The 21,838-nt window shown below is 36.9% G+C and carries 18 protein-coding genes; 14 read left to right on the forward strand and 4 right to left on the reverse strand.

The annotated features are described in order from the left end of the window. Positions 1-673: 673 nt before the first annotated feature. Together PI85_RS00300 and PI85_RS00305 are read left to right on the forward strand one after the other, a co-directional pair. Positions 674-1,942 (forward strand): OFA family MFS transporter, encoded by a 1,269-nt coding sequence (locus PI85_RS00300; protein ID WP_036119682.1) that lies wholly within the window; start codon positions 674-676, stop codon positions 1,940-1,942. Between the two features lie 268 nt (positions 1,943-2,210). Continuing rightward, entirely contained in the window at positions 2,211-2,903 is a 693-nt protein-coding gene (locus PI85_RS00305; RefSeq protein ID WP_008176687.1) for an AIM24 family protein, read from the forward strand. 43 nt (positions 2,904-2,946) lie between these two features. Here the strand turns inward: PI85_RS00305 and PI85_RS00310 are convergent, their stop codons facing one another. Then, positions 2,947-4,197, reverse strand: a complete 1,251-nt coding sequence (locus tag PI85_RS00310; protein WP_036119679.1) for an NAD(P)/FAD-dependent oxidoreductase — start codon at positions 4,195-4,197, stop codon at positions 2,947-2,949. A gap of 287 nt (positions 4,198-4,484) precedes the next feature. Here PI85_RS00310 and asnB point away from each other — a divergent pair, with 287 nt between their 5' ends. The 4 genes from asnB to PI85_RS00330 all read left to right on the forward strand — a co-directional run bounded on the left by asnB (position 4,485) and on the right by PI85_RS00330 (position 10,617). Continuing rightward, a complete protein-coding gene (gene asnB, locus PI85_RS00315; RefSeq protein WP_036119676.1) occupies positions 4,485-6,332 on the forward strand; it encodes an asparagine synthase (glutamine-hydrolyzing) in 1,848 nt (615 codons plus the stop codon). Between the two features lie 268 nt (positions 6,333-6,600). Next, positions 6,601-8,214: a polysaccharide biosynthesis protein gene (locus tag PI85_RS00320; protein ID WP_025117504.1), complete on the forward strand. Its 1,614-nt coding sequence runs from the start codon at positions 6,601-6,603 to the stop codon at positions 8,212-8,214. Positions 8,215-8,224: 10 nt separating this feature from the next. Beyond that, complete coding sequence (locus tag PI85_RS00325; protein ID WP_036119674.1) at positions 8,225-8,938, forward strand: pseudouridine synthase; 714 nt, start codon at positions 8,225-8,227, stop codon at positions 8,936-8,938. A 161-nt stretch (positions 8,939-9,099) separates the two neighbouring features. Then, complete coding sequence (locus tag PI85_RS00330) at positions 9,100-10,617, forward strand: GGDEF domain-containing protein (RefSeq protein WP_036119672.1); 1,518 nt, start codon at positions 9,100-9,102, stop codon at positions 10,615-10,617. Between the two features lie 57 nt (positions 10,618-10,674). Here PI85_RS00330 and PI85_RS00335 read toward each other — a convergent pair whose 3' ends face one another. Together PI85_RS00335 and PI85_RS00340 are read right to left on the reverse strand one after the other, a co-directional pair. Then, on the reverse strand, positions 10,675-11,844 hold the full coding sequence (locus PI85_RS00335; protein ID WP_036119670.1) for an MFS transporter: 1,170 nt from the start codon (positions 11,842-11,844) through the stop codon (positions 10,675-10,677). A 327-nt stretch (positions 11,845-12,171) separates the two neighbouring features. After that, the gene (locus PI85_RS00340) at positions 12,172-12,393 is read right to left on the reverse strand and encodes a DeoR family transcriptional regulator (protein WP_004226074.1); all 222 of its coding nucleotides are present in this window, start codon (positions 12,391-12,393) and stop codon (positions 12,172-12,174) included. Positions 12,394-12,750: 357 nt separating this feature from the next. Between PI85_RS00340 and pepV the strand changes: the two genes are divergently transcribed. The 7 genes from pepV to PI85_RS00375 all read left to right on the forward strand — a co-directional run bounded on the left by pepV (position 12,751) and on the right by PI85_RS00375 (position 20,178). Continuing rightward, entirely contained in the window at positions 12,751-14,157 is a 1,407-nt protein-coding gene (pepV, locus tag PI85_RS00345) for a dipeptidase PepV (RefSeq protein WP_036119667.1), read from the forward strand. Positions 14,158-14,184: 27 nt separating this feature from the next. Then, positions 14,185-15,039: a D-amino-acid transaminase gene (gene dat, locus PI85_RS00350; protein WP_036119664.1), complete on the forward strand. Its 855-nt coding sequence runs from the start codon at positions 14,185-14,187 to the stop codon at positions 15,037-15,039. A 228-nt stretch (positions 15,040-15,267) separates the two neighbouring features. Continuing rightward, on the forward strand, positions 15,268-16,272 hold the full coding sequence (locus tag PI85_RS00355) for a nuclease-related domain-containing protein (RefSeq protein ID WP_036119662.1): 1,005 nt from the start codon (positions 15,268-15,270) through the stop codon (positions 16,270-16,272). A gap of 2 nt (positions 16,273-16,274) precedes the next feature. After that, positions 16,275-17,210, forward strand: coding sequence for a diacylglycerol kinase family protein (locus PI85_RS00360; RefSeq protein ID WP_036119660.1), 936 nt, complete (start codon positions 16,275-16,277; stop codon positions 17,208-17,210). A 97-nt stretch (positions 17,211-17,307) separates the two neighbouring features. Further along, complete coding sequence (gene trmB, locus PI85_RS00365; RefSeq protein WP_036119659.1) at positions 17,308-17,958, forward strand: tRNA (guanosine(46)-N7)-methyltransferase TrmB; 651 nt, start codon at positions 17,308-17,310, stop codon at positions 17,956-17,958. Positions 17,959-17,969: 11 nt separating this feature from the next. Beyond that, positions 17,970-18,833 carry an MBL fold metallo-hydrolase gene (locus tag PI85_RS00370; RefSeq protein ID WP_036119656.1) on the forward strand — a complete coding sequence of 288 codons (864 nt, stop codon included), beginning with the start codon at positions 17,970-17,972 and terminating at the stop codon, positions 18,831-18,833. Between the two features lie 118 nt (positions 18,834-18,951). Next, a complete protein-coding gene (locus tag PI85_RS00375) occupies positions 18,952-20,178 on the forward strand; it encodes a hypothetical protein (RefSeq protein WP_008176723.1) in 1,227 nt (408 codons plus the stop codon). 58 nt (positions 20,179-20,236) lie between these two features. On the opposite strand, the gene PI85_RS00380 is transcribed toward PI85_RS00375, so the two are convergent. Beyond that, positions 20,237-20,551 (reverse strand): hypothetical protein, encoded by a 315-nt coding sequence (locus tag PI85_RS00380; RefSeq protein ID WP_008176726.1) that lies wholly within the window; start codon positions 20,549-20,551, stop codon positions 20,237-20,239. A gap of 164 nt (positions 20,552-20,715) precedes the next feature. Between PI85_RS00380 and PI85_RS00385 the strand changes: the two genes are divergently transcribed. Continuing rightward, positions 20,716-21,792 (forward strand): M42 family metallopeptidase, encoded by a 1,077-nt coding sequence (locus tag PI85_RS00385; RefSeq protein WP_036119652.1) that lies wholly within the window; start codon positions 20,716-20,718, stop codon positions 21,790-21,792. Positions 21,793-21,838 lie beyond the last annotated feature (46 nt).

Genomic DNA, 21,838 nt, shown 5'->3' on the forward strand with positions numbered 1-21,838 from the left:
TCGCGAAAAATGGACCTGTTCTAGCATATATATAACCTGATAGAAGCAATTGATTCTGATTCAGAGTGTTGAACGTTCAAATTTAGTTGAAAAAAATATATATTTGAATAATAAAAATGAAGGAAAATTGAAAGTGGTTTAAAAATTATACATTCACTGTATTGTTATAAAAGTGTTTTTTTACAATTTTAAGTAAAAAAAGAGGTGTTATACCATTTTTAAAGATATTTTTAAAAATAAAAAAATTGTCTTTTACTATTGTAAAATTCTCTATTATTCTAAAAAATTCTACATTCTGTGTAATGCATTTGCTTCATTTTAAGTGTTGCTGACTCCTGTTAGAAATGGTAAAAAGAGACGTATGCATCTGTTGAATGTGAAATTATGCACAAAAATAATTATTTTAATATAATTAGTGGTTATTTATAAAATAGAGTAGAAAAGTAATAATAGCTAAAAGGTGTTATGCTTTTTGTAGGATAAACGCTGTTTTGCTTAGAGACTGTAGGGTTTATTTAATGAAAAACATTAATGGAAAAACAAAATACTTTTTGGAGAAATAATATTTTTTAGAAAAACATCTTGCATTTGAATAATTCTAAGTGGTAAATTGTTTAACATGGACGTTCATAGAATTTTCACAGGTAGCAAAAGAGGGGAGAAATGAGAATTTATGAATAAAAATAGATGGTTAATTGCATTATCTGCAATCGCTATTCACCTTTCAATCGGTGGAGCCTATGCATACAGTGTATACAAGATACCTATTGTCACAGAAATGGGATGGAGTGAAACAAAGGTAACGGTTGCCTTTACCATTATGATGGGGCTTGCTGGGTTTTCAGCTGCATTATTTGGTAGTTTAGTAGAGAAGATGGGACCACGTAAATCGGCGATGGTAGCAGCTGTCTTATTTGGAGCAGGACAAGCTGGTGCAGGAGTTGCAATTTCAATGGATTCGGTCGTGTTGTACTGGTTAACATATGGCGTACTTAGTGGATTAGGTATGGGGATTGGTTATATTGCGCCAGTATCAACGCTTGTAAAATGGTTCCCAGATCGACGAGGTCTAGCAACAGGGATGGCCGTACTTGGTTTTGGTTCTGGTGCACTAATTACAGCGCCAGTCGCAGCCAACTTAATGGAGGCAGTTGGCATCTCTACAACATACTTTATTTTAGGGGCAAGTTATTTCACGTTAATGATTTTAGGGGCTTCATATATAGCGCCGCCTAAGCCTGGTTATATGCCAGCTAATATGAAGGCAGCAGCCGATAACGGCAAAGAAGTAGTAAAGAAAGATTTAGCAGTTATGTCAGCACGTGAGGCTGTCAAAACAAAGCATTTCTGGATGCTATGGTCTATGCATTTAGTCAATGTTACTGCAGGAATTATGATGATTTCTGTTGCCTCACCAATGGCACAGGAAATTGTGGGGCTATCAGTTGCAGGCGCTGCAGCGATGGTAGGAATCATGGGGTTATTTAATGGTGGTGGTCGTTTAATTTGGGCCGCTGTGTCTGATTATATTGGACGTTCAAATGTATTTGTTATTTTCTTTACAGCACAGCTAATTACATTTATCGTTTTACCACATACAACGAACGTGATTATTTTCCAAGCACTTATTTTCTTAGTCGTTAGTTGCTATGGTGGAGGATTCTCAAATTTACCTGCTTTTGCAAGTGATTTATTTGGAACGAAACAACTTGGTGTGATCCATGGTTATTTATTAACAACTTGGTCATTGGGTGGCATTTTCGGACCGTTGTTAGTAAGCACTATCAAAAATGCTTATGGAAGCTATATTCCTGTATTCTATGTATTTGCAGGGTTAATCGCTGCTTCATTAGTCATTTCAATCACCTTACGTGCTGATGTACGTAAACAAACTGCTTTAAAAGCGGCACAAAATGTTGGAGACGTTTCCGCTACTCAATAATCTATTTTTGCGATAACTGTATAGGTGTCATTTCGCACATGGCACTTATATAGTTATTTTTTTGTACTAATTGTTATATAACAATTATCGGTTCCTCGTTTAATGTATAACAGTGCATACCTGATGTCAATACCATTACTGGAAATAAAAAGATTTCGTTATTAAAAGAGAAAATTTATAACGAAAGACGGAATAAGGGATAAACAGCTAAAATTTGAATCTTTTCTCAAAAGTAATCGTATATAAAGTAATTAAGGAGGGATCTACTATGGGGAAATTTTCTTTAGATGAATTTGTTCATAAAACACAGCAGGATGATCAAGAAAATGATTATTTTGAATTGGAAACTGAGCGTGTATTAGAGGTTAATTTAAACGGTGAAGTATGGTCCAAAATGGGGGCAATGATTTCCTATACAGGAGACATTAAATTTGAACGTGAGCGCGTGTTGGAGCACGGACTTGGTAAGATGTTTAAAAAGGCTTTAACAGGTGAAGGTACACAATTGATGAAAGCGAGTGGAAAGGGCAGACTTTATTTAGCCGATCAAGGTAAGAAAGTAACCGTCTTTGATTTGAAAAACGACAGTCTTTGTGTAAATGGTAATGATCTACTTGCTTTTGAGCCTAGCATCAACTGGGATATACGGTTAATGCGAAAAATGGCTGGCATCATGTCAGGTGGTTTATTTAATGTAACGTTACAAGGGACAGGAAAAGTAGCGATTACAACACACTTCGAACCATTAACATTATTAGTAAAACCAGGTGAAACGGTTTATACTGACCCACATGCCACTGTCGCTTGGTCAGGGAATTTAACACCTGAGTTTAAAACAGATATTAGCTTCCGTACATTTATCGGTCGTGGAAGTGGCGAATCAATCCAGATGGCGTTTTCGGGTGAGGGCTTCGTCATTATCCAGCCATTTGAAGAAGTATATATGTCTAGTGAAAGCTAAAAAAGCGTGTCCGTTTTGTCCGGACACGCTTTTTCTTCTATTATTATAATGCCGCATTCATTCCTGCGATACGTCCCGTTACAAGGGCGGAGGTAATATTATAACCTCCTGTATAGCCGTGAATATCTAGGATTTCACCACAGAAGAATAGCCCTTCTTTTCTCTTGGAAGCCATTGTTTTTGGCTCAATTTCTTTTACGGAGACACCACCACCTGTAACGAATGCTTTATCAAGTGATTGTGTGCCGCTTACTGTCAAAGTGAAGTTAACAAGTAAACGAGCTAGCTGACGAATTTTATCTTGGGATAATTCGGCACCCGTTACTTGTACATCGATATTTGCCTGTTCACATAAAAATAATAGCCAACGTTCTGGGGCGATGCCTTTCCAAACATTTTTCACAGCCTTTTTCGGATCCTCTTTGATCAACTTATTTAAATATTGTAGACATGTTTCTTCATTATAATTAGTTAAAGTTTGTATACGCATTGTTACGGGCTCATAGCCTGTTTTCATTAATTCTTTCACAACGAATTGGCTACAGCGTAAAACGGCAGGACCGCTTAAGCCGAAGTGTGTAAAGAGCATGTCCATTTGATGGGTAACGAGTACCTTCCCTTTTTTGTTTAGCACAGAGACAGCAACATCACGTAAGGCTAGACCCTGTAGTTCACGTGCTTGAATGAAGTCCTCTTTCGATATAACAGGGACTTCTGTTGGGAATAAAGTTGTGATAGTATGGCCAGCTCGCTCTGCCCATGGATAGCCATCGCCTGTCGATCCCGTTTGTGGGACAGCCTTGCCACCAACGGCTACAATGACGGCTTGGCTACGAATTTCGGAGCCATCTGTAAGACGGACACCAAGAATTTTTTCTTCATCCATGACAAGCTTGTTAACGGCAGTGTGTAAACGAACTTCAACATGTAAACGTTGAAGCTGACGAATTAGCGCATCGACAACATCTTGTGCACGGTTAGATACAGGAAACATTCTACCATGATCCTCTTCTTTTAGAGCAACACCAAGCCCTTCGAAAAATGCAATAATATCTTCATTATTATAAACGGTAAAAGGACTATAAAGAAAACGACCATTACCAGGTATATGCTTCACGATTTCTTCAACAGGCAAACGATTGGTCACATTACAGCGCCCACCACCAGAAATGGCTAATTTTTTGCCAAGTTTTGCACCTTTTTCTAACAATAAAACTTTCTTTTTCCGCTCTCCAGCAGCAATCGCCGCCATTAAACCAGATGGGCCACCACCGATCACGATTACATCATACATAGTTAGAAACTCACTTTCTTTTCAATTTAGGAATCTTTCCTATTATACATGAAGTCTATATAGAGTAGGGGCTTCTTTGACATTGAAAATAATAGCAAAGTGTTTTATAATTCTTTATCCCTTCCTTCGTATTGAAGGGTATTTTATAGTAGAATGAAACACAATAAATTTTGTTATACAATTATATCGATGAAAGTTTCCTTTATTAGCATTGTCAGCATGAAATGAATGTCTTTTCATGCTATTATGGTAAAGGTTATGCACTAAATTATGAGGTGAAAAATAGAATGTGCGGATTTATAGGTTATATTAATGGAACAAATGTGATTGATCATCATCAAACAATTGAAAATATGATGAATACAATTATTCACCGCGGGCCAGATAGTGGTGGTATTCACAGTGACGATACAGTAACGTTAGGATTCAGACGATTAAGTATTATTGATTTATCAGATGTAGCGAATCAACCATTATATAGTGAAGACGGCAATATTGTGCTTGTATTCAATGGAGAGATTTTTAACTTCCAAGAGCTGCGTGCAGATCTTATTGAAAAAGGACATACTTTTAAAACGCAATCAGATAGTGAAGTTATTATTTATGGCTATGTAGAGTACGGTGTAGACTTTGTGAAAAAGCTACGTGGTATGTTTGCTTTCTGTATTTGGGATAAAAAGAATGATTTACAATTCATTGCTCGTGATGGCTTTGGTATTAAACCATTGTATTACTCTGAACATACAACAGATGGTACGTTTATTTTTGGCTCTGAAATTAAATCATTTTTACCACATCCTTCATTTATTAAAGAATTAAATAAAAAGGCATTACGTCCTTATTTAACATTCCAATATTCTTCGATGGATGAGACATTCTTTAAAGGGGTCTTTAAATTACCACCAGCACACTATATGCTCATTCAAAATGGCAAAAAGCAAATTGTGCAATATTGGGATAAAAAATTCCATGCTAAAGAAGCTTCCATTGAAAAATACATTGAAGAAATACGTTCAACTGTTAAAGAATCAGTAGAAGCTCATAAAATCAGTGATGTAAAAGTTGGTTCATTCTTATCAGGTGGTATTGACTCAAGTTATATTACGTCCTTATTACGTCCAGATAAATCATTTTCAGTTGGGTTTGCTGATTATGAAGATATGTTTAATGAAACGAACCTAGCAAAAGATTTATCTGATACGTTAAATATTCAAAATGAACGTAAATATATTACGGCAGATGAGTGTTTTGAAGCTCTTCCAAAAATCCAATGGCATATGGATGAGCCACAATCGAATCCCTCCTCTGTACCTCTGTATTTCCTTTCAGAGCTAGCCTCTAAAGATGTAACAGTTGTACTATCAGGTGAAGGTGCGGATGAAATTTTTGGTGGCTACTCTTGGTATCAAAACTCAGGAAGAATGCAAAAATATGAAAAACTTCCATTTGGTGTTCGTAAAACGTTACGTGGAATAGCGGAAGCTCTACCTAAAAGCCAATATACGAACTTCCTTATTAAAGGTGGTCAAACGGTAGAGGAACGCTTTATAGGGGAAGCAGTAGTTTGGGATGAAGTAGATGCAATTAATGTTCTAAAACCTGACTATAAAAATGCACCATCTGTAAAATCTATTACAAAACGTATTTATGACGAAGTACCAGGCGAAGATGATGTGACGAAAATGCAATATTTAGATTTAAATCTTTGGATGCCAGGCGACATTTTATTAAAAGCTGACAAGATGAGTATGGCGCATTCGATTGAATTACGTGTACCATTCTTAGATAAAGAAGTAATGGAATTAGCTAAAAATATTCCTTCTCAATATCGCGTCAACGACATTGATACAAAATATGTTCTGCGCCAAGCTGCACATCAAGAATTACCAGAAGAATGGGCTAAACGTCCGAAGTTAGGCTTCCCAGTGCCAATTCGTCACTGGTTGCGTGAAGAAAAGTATTACAACATGGTAAAAGAAATGTTTACTACTGACTTTGCCAATGAATTTTTTGATACAAAACAATTAGTTGGCTATTTAGATGAACACTATGAAGGAAAAGCAAACCGAGGTCGTTATATTTGGACAGCCTATGTATTCCTAGTGTGGTATAAAAAGTTCTTTGTGGACATGTAATAAAGAAATGGGCTTTAATCGGTGGGGTTTTTGTAATCCTCACCGATTATTTTCAGGTCTTTTTTCATCAAGTATACTTTTAAATGAACTTTTTGATGATTTTATGCGTCTCATTTCCTATAAATATGTTAAGATTACAGTTGGTTTACTTATGAAACTTTCGAGTGACAGCGTTTGCATGTTGTGACAATAAAAAAAGAAAAGATTTTTATAAGTACGTTTGGAAGTATAACTATAATATTGATTTTACAATGAATGGATGGGTATGATGTCCAATTTAATGAAAGGTACTGCGATATTAACATTAGGGATGTTTTTATCGAAGGTGCTCGGATTAATTTATATTTTTCCGTTTTATGCAATTGTCGGAGAGAAAAATATCGCGCTCTATCAATATGCATACATCCCTTACTCTATTATGCTGGCAATCGCCATATCAGGTGCGCCCATTGCTGTCTCCAAATTTGTTTCTAAATACAATGCAATGGGGGATTATCAATCAGGTCGAAAACTGATGAAATCGGGCATACTCATTATGATGATGACAGGTTTTGCAGCATTTATTGCCCTCTTTTTCCTTGCTACACCTATAGCAGGATTAGTGATTAAAAGTGAAGAACAAGTTTTTACAGTAGATCAGATTGCTTCGGTCATAAGATGGGTTAGCTTTGCCTTAATTGTTGTACCTTTTATGAGTCTTTGGAGAGGTTTCTTCCAAGGCTATGACAAAATGGAGCCTACCGCTGTTTCACAATTAGTAGAGCAAATTGTGCGAATTGTCGTGTTACTAGGCGGTTCCTTCATCGTGGTGGTTGTGTTCAAAGGTAAACCAGAGACTGCCATTTCCTTCGCAGTATTTGCAGCCTTTATCGGAGCGATTGGTGGCTTAGGTGTTCTTTATTATTATTGGAAAAAATATCAGCCTGAATTTAACTTATTACGCAGTCAAAGTGTAACCTCTACACAACTGCCCATGTCCAATATTTATAAAGAAGTTATTACCTACTCCATACCAATGGTGTTCGTAGGTGTAGCCAATCCACTATTCCAATTAGTCGATATGCTTACATTTAATGGGGCTATGACATCCATTGGCTTAGCTGAGGTGACAGATACCTATCTATCGATGATTAACTTTATGACACATAAGGTTGTCATCATTCCTGTCATGCTAGCAACAGGTTTTTCGATGGCACTTGTCCCGACAATTACAAAATATTACACACAGGGCGAATATTTATCGCTACGTCATGCGATGGATAAAACCTACCAAATTTTAATTTTCATTACATTGCCAGCCGTAGTTGGTATTTCTCTATTAGCAAATGAAATTTACTTTATGCTGTATTCTGAAAGTGAAATGGGTTCGATGATTTTAGCCCATTATGCACCTGTAGCCATTTTATTTGCTTTATTCCAAGTAACAGCTGCCCTATTACAAGGAATTGATTTTCAAAAATGGATTGTCTTCAGCTTATTATCAGGAATTTTCGTTAAACTAGCGCTAAATATCCCATTAATTCGTTTGTTGGAGGCAGATGGTGCTATTGTAGCAACTGCAATCGGTTATAGTGTATCCATTATTATTAATATTCTTGTGTTACGTAAAACATTAAATTATCGATCAGAGATGGTCGTTAGACGTGTCATGTTAATTGCATTATTGACTATGGCGATGGCGGTCAGTGTGTTGATTGTCCATAAGCTACTGGAATTACTAATGGGTCCAGTTGATAGTAAATTCTCAGCACTACTGTTCTCTGTTATTTGTGCAGTTGTTGGCGTAGCTGTCTATGGCTTCTTGTCACTCCGTATAGGTTTGGCACAAAAGCTATTAGGTGAACGATTAACTCGTATTATGAGCAAGCTGGGAATGAAATAGGAGTGGTAAGATGCGGTTAGATAAATTACTTGCAAATATGGGATATGGCTCACGCAAGGAAGTTAAACAGCTTTTAAAGCAAAAAGCTGTCACAGTAGATGGTGCTTCTGTCAAAGATGCTGCTATGCATGTTGACCCAGAACAGCAAAATGTGTCCGTCTATGGAGAGCGTGTCGTTTATACAGAGTTTGTCTATTTTATGATGAATAAACCACCAGGTGTTATTTCTGCAACAGAAGATTTAAGAGATGAAACAGTTATTGACCTATTGGAGCCATTTGACCAGCATTTTCAACCTTTTCCGGTTGGCCGACTCGATAAAGATACAGAAGGTCTACTGGTATTAACGAATGATGGTATATTAGCTCATAATTTATTGTCTCCTAAAAAACACGTGCCAAAGGTTTATTACGCACATATTGAAGGTGTTGTAACGGAAGAGGACGTAGAGAAATTTGCAGAAGGCGTGGAGCTAGATGATGGGTATATGACAAAGCCTGGCAAGCTTGTTATTCTAAAATCTGCGTCACAATCTGAAATTGAGCTAACCATTCAGGAAGGCAAATTTCACCAGGTGAAGCGAATGTTCGAGTCTGTAGGTAAACGTGTAACCTATCTAAAGCGTATATCTATGGGGAATCTAAAATTAGATGATCACCTGGCGTTAGGAGAATATCGTGAGCTAACTGCAGAAGAATTAAACTGCTTACAAAATAACCCTTAACGTGTTCCTCGGTGCTAAGTTAGCATCGGGGATTTTTTATATACAGCCTTATGACAGTAACTGTATAATATGTAATGTGTTATCTTAGTATAGTGAAGAAGCGTATTATTGTCTAAAATATTTCAAAAAAAATGATGGTGAAAATAAGTAGAGGGCCAATAATGAAGAACCTGCGAATTAAATTATTACTATCTTTAATAGCTTTTGCAGTTATCCTGGTTGCTGTAATTTCAAGTGTGAATAGGAAAATATTAGTTGATGATATAGAAGAACAAGTTGCCAGGAATAGAGTGTTAATAGAAAATCATATTCTTACAGATATGCGAACAGTAGATAATGCTCATCTATATTTTGATGAAGACATGTCAGACGAGATGGAGCAGGAACTGAGAGCTTTAAAAAACTATTATCGTGAGAATCCCAATGTTGCTACATGGGATTTACAACAAATGAAAAATAAACATAATATGGATATATACATAGTAGATCAGTCTAACACAGTGATATACACAACATTTGAGAAAGATATTGGTTTCAATTTTTCTAAGTGCTGTCAGCGTTTTTCTGCATTATTGGATGAGCGACGTGCGAGCGGAGAGTTTTTCACAGACGGGATAGACATTTCCACAACGACAGGAGAATACCGAAAATTTGCCTACCTTGCTACACATGATAAGAAATATCTACTTGAACTAAGTATAGACTTATTGAAAAACCCAGTCTTTCAAACCTTTAACTTTGAGAAAACTTCAGAATATTTGGTAGCAAAATACGTTGATTTAGTAGAAGTACAAACGATTAGTGCTGGTGGGGTTTTCTTTAATGATTCAAAAGCGAAGCGGATAACCGTTCAAGAACAATCCGAACAGTTTCAGAAATATTTTGAGCTAGCAAGGAAAAAGATGCAGCCTGTAGAGTATCAACAAGCATTTAATCAGGGGTTTATTGAAACGCATCTCTTTTTACCCTATGAAGCAGAGACGATCAGAGGGGAGTCTTCCAAAAGAATTGTTTATGTGAAATATGCTAATTTCACAAAAATGGAAGCGCTTCAAAAAAACACAAAACAATTTTGGGTTTTACTAGTCATTGCTTTAGTAACCGCCTTTGTCATGCTGTTAGTTATTAATAAAATACTTTCTAAAACAATCCATCTCGCCACTTTTGATCCGTTAACAGGTGTCTATAATCGTGCAACCTATATTCGAAAAATGGATAGCTTACTAAAGAAACGAAAAATAAATAGGCCAGGATTATTGTTAATCGATTTAGATAATTTTAAACAAGTAAATGATCAGTTTGGCCATGCTGAAGGGGACCATATCTTAATTGGAACGGCCAAAATCTTAAAAAAAGTAGTGAAAAAAGAAGGTTTTGTCGTAAGGTTTGGTGGAGATGAATTTGCCATTGTTTTGTATGATACAACAGAGCATCATATGCAACAGCTAGCAGATGCCATCTTGGCGCAAATAAGAACTCTTAAATTCGAAGGTCAAGACATAGAGAAATGGTCGGTACTATCGGTGAGTATGGGAGGGGCAATTTATCATCATCCCGAAGATTCAGAAATGAGCTTATTTGAGCGAGCGGACCAAGCACTATATCAATCGAAAAATGCTGGTAAAGACCAATACTCTAGCTATGCTGAAGTCGCTGCTGACGAAGATGCCAAGCTTTAAAAAACGCCCCATACTATAAATAGCAAATTAAGCTATTTGATAGATATGGAGCGTTTTTTAATGTGTTGATGTTTTAGATCGATAAAAGATACAACTACACAATACTAGGACAGCTATAATTGCAAACATGGCATCCATATAGTGCGTTAATAGCCAACCTCCTATAATGGGTCCGATAAAGCCCCCTAAATTTTTAAACTGCGCAGCGCCAAGGTAGGTCGCTTTTTGAGTGTCAGGCGCAATTTCATCAATCATGACATTCATTGTAGGGAAGGCAAATATTTCTCCAATCGTAAAAATAATCATGGCGATGATATAGAGCGTATAGTTGTCGGAGAACCCGAACATGAATAGGCCGATAGCAAAAAATAGAATACCGATTAATAAAGTGGCGGTTGATGAGAATCGTTCAGACACAATACTAATAGGTAATTGTAATAATAAGACGACCGCTGCATTAAGTGAAATCAATAGGGAATACAGTTTTGTTCCATTTTCAACAGTTAATTCAATGAATTGTGGCAATGTCGAATCAAATTGAGAGTACCCGATATTGATAAGGATCGCCCCAAAAATAAAGCTAAGCAACACACGATTTGTTAAAAGGATTGTGAAGGTGTGCAAAATTTTTGTTTGCGTAACAGCTTTTTGTTGTTGCATTTGATAACGATTTAACACGAAAAATAAAAATATGGCGTAAATAATATACATAATACCAGTTAGCATAAAAGGTATACTTGGACTTGCTAACTGCGAGATGTAGACGCCTATTATTGGGCCAATGACTGCGGCAATATTAATGGCCGTGTACCGTAATGAAAACAGTCTTTTCCGTTTATCAGCAGGTGTAAAATCAATCATTAATGCCTGAGTGGAAGGTTCAAAAAATGAGCGACAAAGACCGTTCAAGGCGTTGAATAGAATAAATAACCAAACTGTATGGACAGTGGCAAAGCCAAAGAATACGAGGCTCCATACAATGATCGTTAATAAAATGACACTTTTCCTTCCGAAACGATCCGTTAAATATCCACCAAAAAACCCCCCAACAGTAGAAATAAGGGGTGCAATCCCAATCGTCAATCCAATTTGTAAAGGAGTGGCTTCAATTTCATTATGTAAATAAATAGCTAAAAAAGGCATTGCCATAAAGCTTGCAATACGTGTGAAAACTGTTCCACCCAAAATAATCCAAACTAATGGATGAAACAAATTTGACAGTTTCATATAAAACCCTCCTCTCAACAATTTAGAATGTTTCGAGTTTAACGGATTGTTAAGCAACTGTAAATAGTCAAAATACTCTCGGGAGATACGTTCCAGTAAACTTAAACGAGAAATGACTAAACGAGCTTCATTTTATTTAAAGGAGCAAGATGAACTTTTAACTAATTTTCTTATTTCTACTGCCAATGAAGCAGCAAAATAATGATTGTCTTCGATTAATCCAAGAAGATCCACAATATCTAATAATCTTCTAACAACAAAAAAAGAATGACCCCGACGAAAGGTCATTCTTTTCCATACACAATGCTTTACGCATTCTACGTAAAACTAAGACGTCAATTTTACTTTTTTCTTCGTCGTTGTCCATCTGCCTCGACTTGGACTCGTCACCAAATCGTTAAAGGCTAACACGTTCAAATCTCTTTGAACGGTGCGAGGAGTGATACTAAACTCTTCGACTAAATCCTGTGTAGACACGGTTCCTTTGTCTAAAATAAACATGTACACGTCTTTAATACGATTAAGCATTCGATCAGTAGTTGGTTTCATTAAATGAACCACTCCTTCATCTTAATTCTCTTGGCAAAGACTAGCGGACGACAATATGTGCGGAGTGCACTTAGGCTATTAAGTAGCTGCCTTAGACATCCCCTTTTCTAATTTTTATAGTCAGAAGAATTATTCTGATAACTTCATTATATAGAAAAACTACATGATTTTCTAGTGAATGCAATAGAAATTTACAATAGAAACATAAAATTTTTACTGTATTTTGTGGGAATACCTGAAAAACATGCTATATGTGGTAGTGTCAGTAGAAGTTGCTGAAAATAGTTGTCAGAAAGAAGATTGTCATATATGTTGTAAGGTGTAGAATAATGTTAATACTTGAAGGAGGTACATGGTATGAATTGGTTACAGGCTGCAAAAGAAAGGCAAGATGAATTAGTACAAGAGTTACAGGAGCTTGTGCAAATTAATAGTATTCTTGATGAGGATACAAGAACTACTGAGATACCTTTTGGTAATGGTCCACTTCAAGCGCTTGAATGGTTACTAGCAAAGGGACAAAAAGAAGGGTTACTAACGAAAAATGTTGATAACTATGCTGGACATATCGAAATGGGTGCAGGTGAAGAATTATTAGGTATTTTATGTCATGTTGATGTGGTTCCAATTGGAGATGAAGCTGATTGGACATACCCACCATTTAGCGGCACTGTAGTTGATGGTAAGCTGTATGCACGTGGTGCAATTGATGATAAAGGCCCTACAGTTGCGGCATGGATGGCCATGAAACTTGTCAAAGATGCAGGTATTCAATTAGATAAAAGAGTGCGAATGATCGTTGGTACGGATGAAGAAACAGGGTTCCGCTGTGTCGACCACTATTTCAAACAGGAGGAAATGCCGTCAATCGGTTTTGCACCCGATGCAGATTTCCCGCTCATTAATGCTGAGAAAGGCATTGCTGAGCTTGTGTTCTCTCAAAATAAAGTGGGTGATGCAACGAAAGAACAACTACTACTATTTAATGCAGGAAAGCGCCCAAATATGGTACCAGATTTGGCCAAAGCAACAGTTCAGCATGCATCAGAGCAATTCGAACAGAATTTTCAAACATTTTTAAGCAAAAATCAGCTAGATGGCTCTTTATTAATGGAGGACTCTCGCTATATAATAACTATCAAAGGTAAAGCAGCCCATGCAATGGAACCAGAAAAAGGTGTCAATGCGGCTGTTTATCTTGCTGCGTTTTTACAACAAGAGTTGACGACTGAGTCAAGTAAACAATTTGTCGACTTTATCGCAGATGTTTTTTATCAGGATCATTATGGCCATCAGCTTGAATTACAATTTGAAGATGCCATGTCTGGTCATACAACGTTAAATCCAGGCATTGTTAGCTATGATGTTAGTAAAGGTGGCAGTTTAGTAATTAGTATGCGCTATTCTGTGTCCTATCCATTCGATGAAAAAATTACAGAGGCTCAACGTTTAGTTGTAAAAAGAGGATTTTCATTAGATATTCAAGACGACTCTAAGCCTCATTATGTCAGTGAAGATGACCCATTTATCCAAACATTAGCGTCCATTTATAGACGTCAATCAGGTGATACAGAAACACCGCTATTATCTACAGGTGGTGGGACGTATGCACGTGTTCTGAAAAAGGGCGTGGCATTTGGCATGTTATTCCCTGGGGAGCAAGATGTGGCGCATCGGGCGGATGAGTTTGTAGTGGTTGAAAATCTTGTAAAAGCAGCGGCTATTTATGCGGAAGCAATTGTTGAGCTTGCGGGAAAAAAATAACATAAAGACGAAAAGGATGAACGGAAAATGGCATATTCATTATGGAATGATCAAATTGTTGAAGAAGGATCTATTGCAATCTCACCAGAAGACAGAGGTTATCAGTTCGGTGACGGTATTTATGAAGTAATCAAAGTATATAACGGAAATATGTTTACAGCACAAGAGCACATTGATCGTTTCTATGCGAGCGCCGAAAAAATTCGCCTTGTTATTCCTTATACAAAAGACGTTTTACACAAATTACTACATGAGTTAATTGAAAAGAATAATTTGGAAACAGGACATGTTTATTTTCAAATCACTCGTGGAGCTAATTCCCGTAATCACATTTTCCCGGATGCAAGTATTCCAGCTATATTAACTGGTAATGTAAAAGCGGGCGAACGTGCATATGAAAACTTTGAAAAAGGTGTTAAAGCCACTTTTGTTGAGGATATTCGTTGGTTACGTTGTGACATTAAATCTTTAAACCTGCTTGGTGCAGTTTTAGCAAAACAAGAAGCTGCTGAAAAAGGTTGCTATGAAGCGATTTTACATCGCGGAGATATCGTGACAGAATGCTCTTCAGCAAATGTTTATGGCATTAAAGATGGTAAACTTTATACACATCCAGCTAATAATTTCATCTTAAATGGCATTACACGTCAAGTCATTTTAAAATGTGCGGAAGAAATTAATTTACCAGTGATCGAAGAGCCAATGACGAAAGCGGATTTACTAACAATGGATGAAATCATTGTGTCGTCTGTATCTTCTGAGGTCACGCCAGTCATTGATGTGGACGGCAACCAAATTGGTGCTGGAGTTCCAGGTGAATGGACTCGTCAATTACAGCAAACATTTGAAGCGAAATTACCACTTTCAATCAATACTAAATAAAAGAACCTTGTAGGGAACTATCTGTATGGATAGTTCTCTTTATTTATGGTGTAATGTTGGGTCTCGTCATGTAAAATGAAAAGGATAGTAGCATAATCTTACAGGTTGAAATTTGTAGAACAAATGTCGATGTAATGAATACATAAGAATGCATAGACTCTTTTATCGTAAGCAATCGAGAAAAGAGAGAACTAACGAGATGGTAAGGAAGAATGGAGTGACCTTTACATGGCACAATTAGTGAAAATACAAGATTATATTTCTCGCTATCAAATTGACTTAGCAAGATATCCTACACAATTTGTACGCTTGAAGAAAAGTCAATGGGATCGCATTAAACGTCAATGGGAATTGGGAGAAGATATAAGCGAGTGGCAACATATTGATAATGAGTCAGAAGCGGATACTTTCGAGGAGAAAGAGCGATTTTCCTTTATTAAAAAAATATTTACAGGACGACAAAAAGAAGCAGCAGAAGACGTAGAAGATATAGAAATATCAAACGAGCTCATAAGTAGTGAGGATACCATTCCAGAAGAAGAAACAACCCTAACATTTGAACCTAAGATTGTGTATGCTCCGCAATCCATCCATGAATTGAAGCGAATGTTTATTGATCAATTCTTCCATTTCCAAATGAAATGGGCTAGTTCAACATTACGTGAAAAATCATATGTAGATCCTCGCTTCATGCGTGACTCGTTACTACGTACTTTATTACAAACATTACCAGATAATTTCTTGTTGTTTTATTATCCTATTCTACAAATAAGAAAAGCACCGATTGAGCTTGATGTTGTGTTAATGTCTCCGACGGAGTGTATTTGTATTACCGTTTTGGAAGCAGATAATCAAGCTGTATACGTTGGTGGAAGTGATCGCTTTTGGATGAAAAAGGTGGGGACAAAGGACTCTAAAGTTCTGAATCCAACGATAAACTTAGCCCGTATGGAGTCGGTACTATCCCAATTGTTTAAAGAAGAGAATATAGATATGCCTATTCGAAAAGTGGTATTAACTCGAAATGGTTATTTTGATTATCCGGGTTCACCATATGGGATTCGTTTTGTTGATCGTCGAAATTACGGAGAATGGATGGAGCATTTGCGAAAGGCCTCCTCTCCAATGAAGCATATGCAAATACGTGCGGCTCAAGCGATTCTAAATACTGTACAAACTACTTCGTTTAATAGAGATATTTGGCAGCAAGCTTCACAAACAACAGAGGATTGAGTATGCAAATTCTATTTATTGTCAATGAAGCTGCAGGAAATGGAAAAGGTAAGAAAGTATGGTCTCAACTTCGAAAGCAGCTAACGATAGATTATGAAGTGGTTTTTACGGAATATGAAGGACATGGACGAGAACTTGCCAAACAATGGGCTCCACAACAGCAGGATCAAAAATTACTAATAGTTGTTGGTGGAGATGGCACCATCCATGAGGTGTTTAGTGGTGTTGTACATAATGAATTTTTAGTGCTCGGAGTGGTTCGTGCAGGCTCTGGTAATGATTTTGCGCGTTCATTTCCCACATTTTACAGTGCTCAGCAAATCGAGGACTATGTATTGAATGCTTCCACGGCCTATACAAAAATAGATGCGGGAAGTATTCAGCTCAGCAATAGATGGGATGGAATCTTTGTCAATAATGCTGGCATAGGCTTTGATGCTTATGTCACAAAATCGATTAATACATCTCGCCTTAAATTTTACCTCAATAAAATAGGATTGGGTAAGCTGTCGTATGCTATTGCTGTCATTAGAGGCTTATTTAGCTTTGAATGTTTTAACGTCACGATACGTTCTGATCATCAAGAGTGGCAATTCCAACGAGCATGGTTTGTCGCCATGTGCAATCAGCCTTATTTTGGCGGAGGGATGAAAATATCACCAGCTGCAAAAGCAGATGATGGTCGAGTCGATATTACAATCGTCCATGATATTTCCCGTCTGAAATTATTACTTATTTTTGCGACTGTTTTTTTTGAAAAGCATACGAAATTTAAGGAAATCACATTTTTACAAGGACAACATTTCGATATTATCGTGAATGATCACAAGGTTGATTGTCATATGGATGGTAATTATAGTGGAAGTATCCATCCGGGTTCTACCATTCACTGTACAGTGCAACAGAATGCATGGAACATTATGACAAAGAGTTCTTAAATAATACCATTGCGCAATAATTTTATGCGAATGTAAGAGGAATACGTTATACTATAAAAAAATCAATAATTTTATAAGAAAGAAATGAGGAACAACAGTGAGATTAAGAAATAAGCCTTGGGCAGAGGAAATGATTACAAATCATCCAGAGGTAATCGTTCCGAATCCTGAAGACTTTAAAGGAAATTGGCAGGCTGTTTTCGGAAATGACAACCCAATTCATATAGAAGTTGGTACTGGAAAGGGACAATTTGTTACGGGAATGGCTTTACAAAACCCAGATATTAATTATATTGGCATTGAGCTTTATGATAGTGTAATCGTTTGTGCATTAGAGAAAATTCTAGAAGCAAAATCTCCAGCCAATTTACGTTTGCTTAAAGTAAATGGCGCGGATTTAAATAAATTCTTTAACAAAAATGATGTAGCACGTGTATATTTGAATTTCTCAGATCCTTGGCCAAAAACACGTCATGCCAAAAGACGTTTGACGCATGAGGGTTTTTTGAAATTATATGAGTCGATTTTAGTGGATAATGGGGAAATCCATTTTAAAACGGATAACCGTGGTTTGTTTGAATTTTCGTTAATCAGTATATCTGAATATGGTATGTTACTAAAGTATGTATCACTCGACCTACATGCAAGCATGCCTGAGGATAATGTGATGACTGAATACGAGCAGAAATTTTCTGCAAAAGGACAGCCGATTTATCGCTTAGAGTCGCAATTTATCACTAAATTGTAGGGGGAATATGGATGGATCAGTTACAGTTTCACAAAATGTCATTATCATGGCTTAACGGGGGTGTTACGTGCCTAGATGGTGGTGCGATGTTTGGAGTTGTACCGAAACCACTTTGGTCACGTAAATATCCAGTCAATGAAAAAAATCAAATTGAATTACCAACAGAACCAATTCTTATTCAATATGAGGGCAAAAACTATCTTATTGATACAGGTGTGGGCTTTAACAAATTAAATGAAAAACAGCTAAGAAACTTTGGGGTAACAGAGGAATCTTCGTTAGCGGATAGTTTACAAGAACTTGGCTTAACGACAGCAGATATAGATGCGGTGCTAATGACACATTTACATTTTGATCATGCTGGTGGCTTAACTCAGTGGCAGGATGATGTGCTTGTGCCTACTTTCCCAAATGCTAAAATTTTTGTAACAAAAATTGAATGGGATGAGATGCGTAACCCAAATATTCGCTCGAAAAATACGTACTGGAAAGAAAATTGGGAGCCTGTGCAGCACTTAGTTGAAACCTATGAAGATAAGTTGGAAGTAGCACCAGGAATCGAGATGATTCATACAGGTGGTCATAGTGAAGGACATGCTGTCATTAAACTTACTCAACAAGGTGAAGTACTTTTGCATATGGCAGATATTATGCCTACTCATGCTCATCAAAATCCATTATGGGTTTTAGCTTATGATGACTATCCAATGACAAGTGTTTTTGCCAAAGAGCGTCTTATGAAAGAAGCTCTTGCCAATAACTATGGCTTTATTTTCTACCATGATGCCTATTACCGTATGATTAAATGGGATGAAACGGGGAAAGAAATCAAGGCTAAGCTCGAGCGTAGTAGACAAGCTGTAATTACATTCTAACAATGACGAGGTAATTGACATGTAAAATGTCGATACCTCGCTTTTTTGTTCGTGATGATGATGGAAAATATGATACACTAAACACGAAACTAAATTATAAAAGAGAGTTGAAATAAACATGGCAACTGAACAACCATTTTTACCAGTTTTACTAGGATCTGATATGAATGCATATGGGATGGCCCGTGCATTTTACGAAGCATATGGAATTAAACCACTTGTCTTAGGACGTTCTCATTTAACAGCTACACAAGATAGCCATATCTTACAATTTCAAGAAATCGACCGTTTGAATGAACAGGATGTATTTGCTCCTGCCCTTGCACAAGTTGCAAAGCAATATGCGGATAAAAAACTTTTGCTCTTAGCGTGTGGTGACGATTATGCCAAGCTTATTATTAAAAATAAGCCAGCGCTACAGGAGCATTTCACAGTACCTTACATCGATGAGTCTCTAATGGATGAAATTTTACTTAAAGAAAATTTCTACAAGATGTGTGATAAATACGATTTTAAATATCCAGGGACAACGACTGTAACAGCAGATAATTATGACAATTTTACACCTCCATTTGAGTATCCAATTATTTTAAAGGCATCAAATTCTGTTGAATACTGGGCATGTAAATTCCCAGGGAAGAAAAAAGTTTTTGTTGCGCATGATGAGGCAGAAAAAACAGCTATTTTAAAAGCGATTTATAGCTCAAGCTATCAAGATACGATGATTATTCAAGAATTTATCCCTGGTGATGATTCATATATGCGTGTGCTTAACGCTTATGTGGGCAAAGATGGAAAAGTGAAGCTGATGTGTCTAGGAAATCCTATTCTAGAAGAGCATTCACCTGAAGGAATCGGAAGTTATGCCGCAATCGTAACAACATATGATAAGGAATTAATGGATCAAGTACGTTTTTTCTTAGAGGACATCGGCTATACAGGCTTTGCCAATTTCGATATGAAATATGATATTCGTGATAAGCAGTACAAGCTGTTTGAAATTAATTTACGTAATGGACGTTCTAGCTATTATGTTACGGCAAGTGGCCATAATTTAATGAAGTACGTTGCTGATGATCATATGTTAAACATCGAGCAAGAAGTTACTTATGTGGAGGATAAACATCTGTGGATGGTTATTCCAAAAGGTGTATTATTCAAGTATGCATCGAACGAAAAGCTTAAATTAGAGGCGAAGAAATTAATTAGTGAAGGTAAATACACAAACTCCCTTTACTATAATGAAGATATGAATACAAAGCGTTGGGTGAAGCTAACACTCAATAACTTAAATTATTATCGCAAATATAAAAAATACTTTAATAATAAAGGTTTATCAGAATAATAAAGAGAAGCCATCTCAATAAAAAAATGAGATGGCTTCTTTTGCTTATTTTTTAGGGCTAAACCTCTGTTAATTCCACTACAACGCCCGAGCGTGCATCAGCTGCAAATTCAAATGTTTGCATGTCACCCTCATGCATGCGTGAGATGCCTCCACGATAGACAGGAATAGTAATAATACCATTTGTATAATCTTCTGTTTTCATAAAAATCCAGGAACCGTCAATCGGTGCATCCTTTTTAAATTCTTTTTTTATGTTTTCAAGTACTTGTCCTGCAGGTACGAACGGAGAAACTTTTTCACTAGCTTCTTTAATAATGACTGCGGCAGCTAAGCCAGTTGCAACACCAATTAAAAAATCACGTAATTTCATACATCTTCCTCCTTTTTCTGTACCTATATTTTAGCATAGCCTATAGAGTGAATGCACGTTCACATGATAACAGTTTTAGGAAATGTATCAATATTTCGAATTCGGAAATAAATATGTTACAATAGGCGAGGAAGAATATTCTACTTCGTGGGGAGAGAGTCAACATGAATGAGGAAACATTGCAATTATTTAAAACATTAACAGAGCTACCAGGTGCTCCTGGTAATGAGCACGCTGTTCGCGCGTTCATGCGATCTGAGTTGGAAAAGTATTCAGATGAAATCGTTCAAGACAATTTGGGGGGGATTTTTGGTGTAAAGCATAGTGATGTTGCGGATGCACCAAAAATTTTAGTTGCAGGTCATATGGATGAAGTAGCATTTATGGTTACTTCTATTACTGATAATGGCATGATCCGTTTTCAGACGTTAGGTGGCTGGTGGAACCAGGTTATGCTTGCACAACGTGTAGAAGTCTATACGAAAAATGGAGCTATTCCTGGTGTTATCGCGTCTATCCCACCACATTTATTAACGGATGCAGAACGCTCTAAGCCTATGGAAATAAAAAATATGTTAATCGATATTGGCGCTGACAGCAAGGAAGATGCGCTAGCATTGGGCGTTCGTCCAGGACAATCCATCATTCCTGTTTGTCCATTTACACCAATGGCCAATCCGAAAAAAATTATGGCCAAGGCTTGGGATAACCGCTATGGCTGTGGTCTAGCAATTGAATTAATGAAAGAAGTCAAAAATGATAAGCTTGGATCTCATTTATATTCAGGGGCAAATGTAATGGAAGAGGTTGGTTTACGTGGTGCTCAAGTGTCAGCAAACATGATTAAACCGGATTTATTCTTTGCATTAGATGCTTCACCAGCAAATGATACTTCAGGTAAAAAAGATCAATTTGGACAGCTTGGTAAAGGAACATTACTTCGTATTCTTGACCGTACAATGGTGACACATCGTGGTATGCGAGAATTCATTTTAGATACAGCTGAATCTAACCATATTCCTTACCAATACTTTGTATCACAGGGTGGAACTGACGCTGGACGAGTACATACAGCTAACGACGGTGTACCAAGTGCAGTAATTGGTGTTTGCTCACGTTATATTCATACATCTGCGTCTATCATTCACATTGATGATTATGCTGCTGCTAAAGCATTAATTGTTGAATTAGTGAAAAAAGCAGATCGTTCGACTTTAGAGTCTATTCGCGCTAATGTATAAGAAGTTGGAAAGATGCCTGTAAAAAGGCATCTTTTTCTATGGAAAG

The organism is Lysinibacillus sp. A1 (assembly GCF_000801965.1).
Classification (GTDB): Bacteria; Bacillota; Bacilli; order Bacillales_A; family Planococcaceae; genus Lysinibacillus; species Lysinibacillus fusiformis.

Excerpts from the sequence above, each read along its gene's own strand:
- PI85_RS00310 (WP_036119679.1), bottom strand. The coding sequence starts at position 4,197 with ATGTATGATGTAATCGTGATCGGTGGTGGCCCATCTGGTTTAATGGCG.
- PI85_RS00335 (WP_036119670.1), bottom strand. The coding sequence starts at position 11,844 with ATGAAACTGTCAAATTTGTTTCATCCATTAGTTTGGATTATTTTGGGT.
- PI85_RS00385 (WP_036119652.1), top strand. The coding sequence starts at position 20,716 with ATGAATGAGGAAACATTGCAATTATTTAAAACATTAACAGAGCTACCA.
- PI85_RS00330 (WP_036119672.1), top strand. The coding sequence starts at position 9,100 with ATGAAGAACCTGCGAATTAAATTATTACTATCTTTAATAGCTTTTGCA.
- PI85_RS00355 (WP_036119662.1), top strand. The coding sequence starts at position 15,268 with ATGGCACAATTAGTGAAAATACAAGATTATATTTCTCGCTATCAAATT.
- PI85_RS00325 (WP_036119674.1), top strand. The coding sequence starts at position 8,225 with ATGCGGTTAGATAAATTACTTGCAAATATGGGATATGGCTCACGCAAG.
- dat (WP_036119664.1), top strand. The coding sequence starts at position 14,185 with ATGGCATATTCATTATGGAATGATCAAATTGTTGAAGAAGGATCTATT.
- PI85_RS00300 (WP_036119682.1), top strand. The coding sequence starts at position 674 with ATGAATAAAAATAGATGGTTAATTGCATTATCTGCAATCGCTATTCAC.
- PI85_RS00360 (WP_036119660.1), top strand. The coding sequence starts at position 16,275 with ATGCAAATTCTATTTATTGTCAATGAAGCTGCAGGAAATGGAAAAGGT.
- PI85_RS00370 (WP_036119656.1), top strand. The coding sequence starts at position 17,970 with ATGGATCAGTTACAGTTTCACAAAATGTCATTATCATGGCTTAACGGG.
- asnB (WP_036119676.1), top strand. The coding sequence starts at position 4,485 with ATGTGCGGATTTATAGGTTATATTAATGGAACAAATGTGATTGATCAT.
- PI85_RS00340 (WP_004226074.1), bottom strand. The coding sequence starts at position 12,393 with ATGAAACCAACTACTGATCGAATGCTTAATCGTATTAAAGACGTGTAC.
- PI85_RS00320 (WP_025117504.1), top strand. The coding sequence starts at position 6,601 with ATGTCCAATTTAATGAAAGGTACTGCGATATTAACATTAGGGATGTTT.
- PI85_RS00375 (WP_008176723.1), top strand. The coding sequence starts at position 18,952 with ATGGCAACTGAACAACCATTTTTACCAGTTTTACTAGGATCTGATATG.
- pepV (WP_036119667.1), top strand. The coding sequence starts at position 12,751 with ATGAATTGGTTACAGGCTGCAAAAGAAAGGCAAGATGAATTAGTACAA.
- PI85_RS00305 (WP_008176687.1), top strand. The coding sequence starts at position 2,211 with ATGGGGAAATTTTCTTTAGATGAATTTGTTCATAAAACACAGCAGGAT.
- PI85_RS00380 (WP_008176726.1), bottom strand. The coding sequence starts at position 20,551 with ATGAAATTACGTGATTTTTTAATTGGTGTTGCAACTGGCTTAGCTGCC.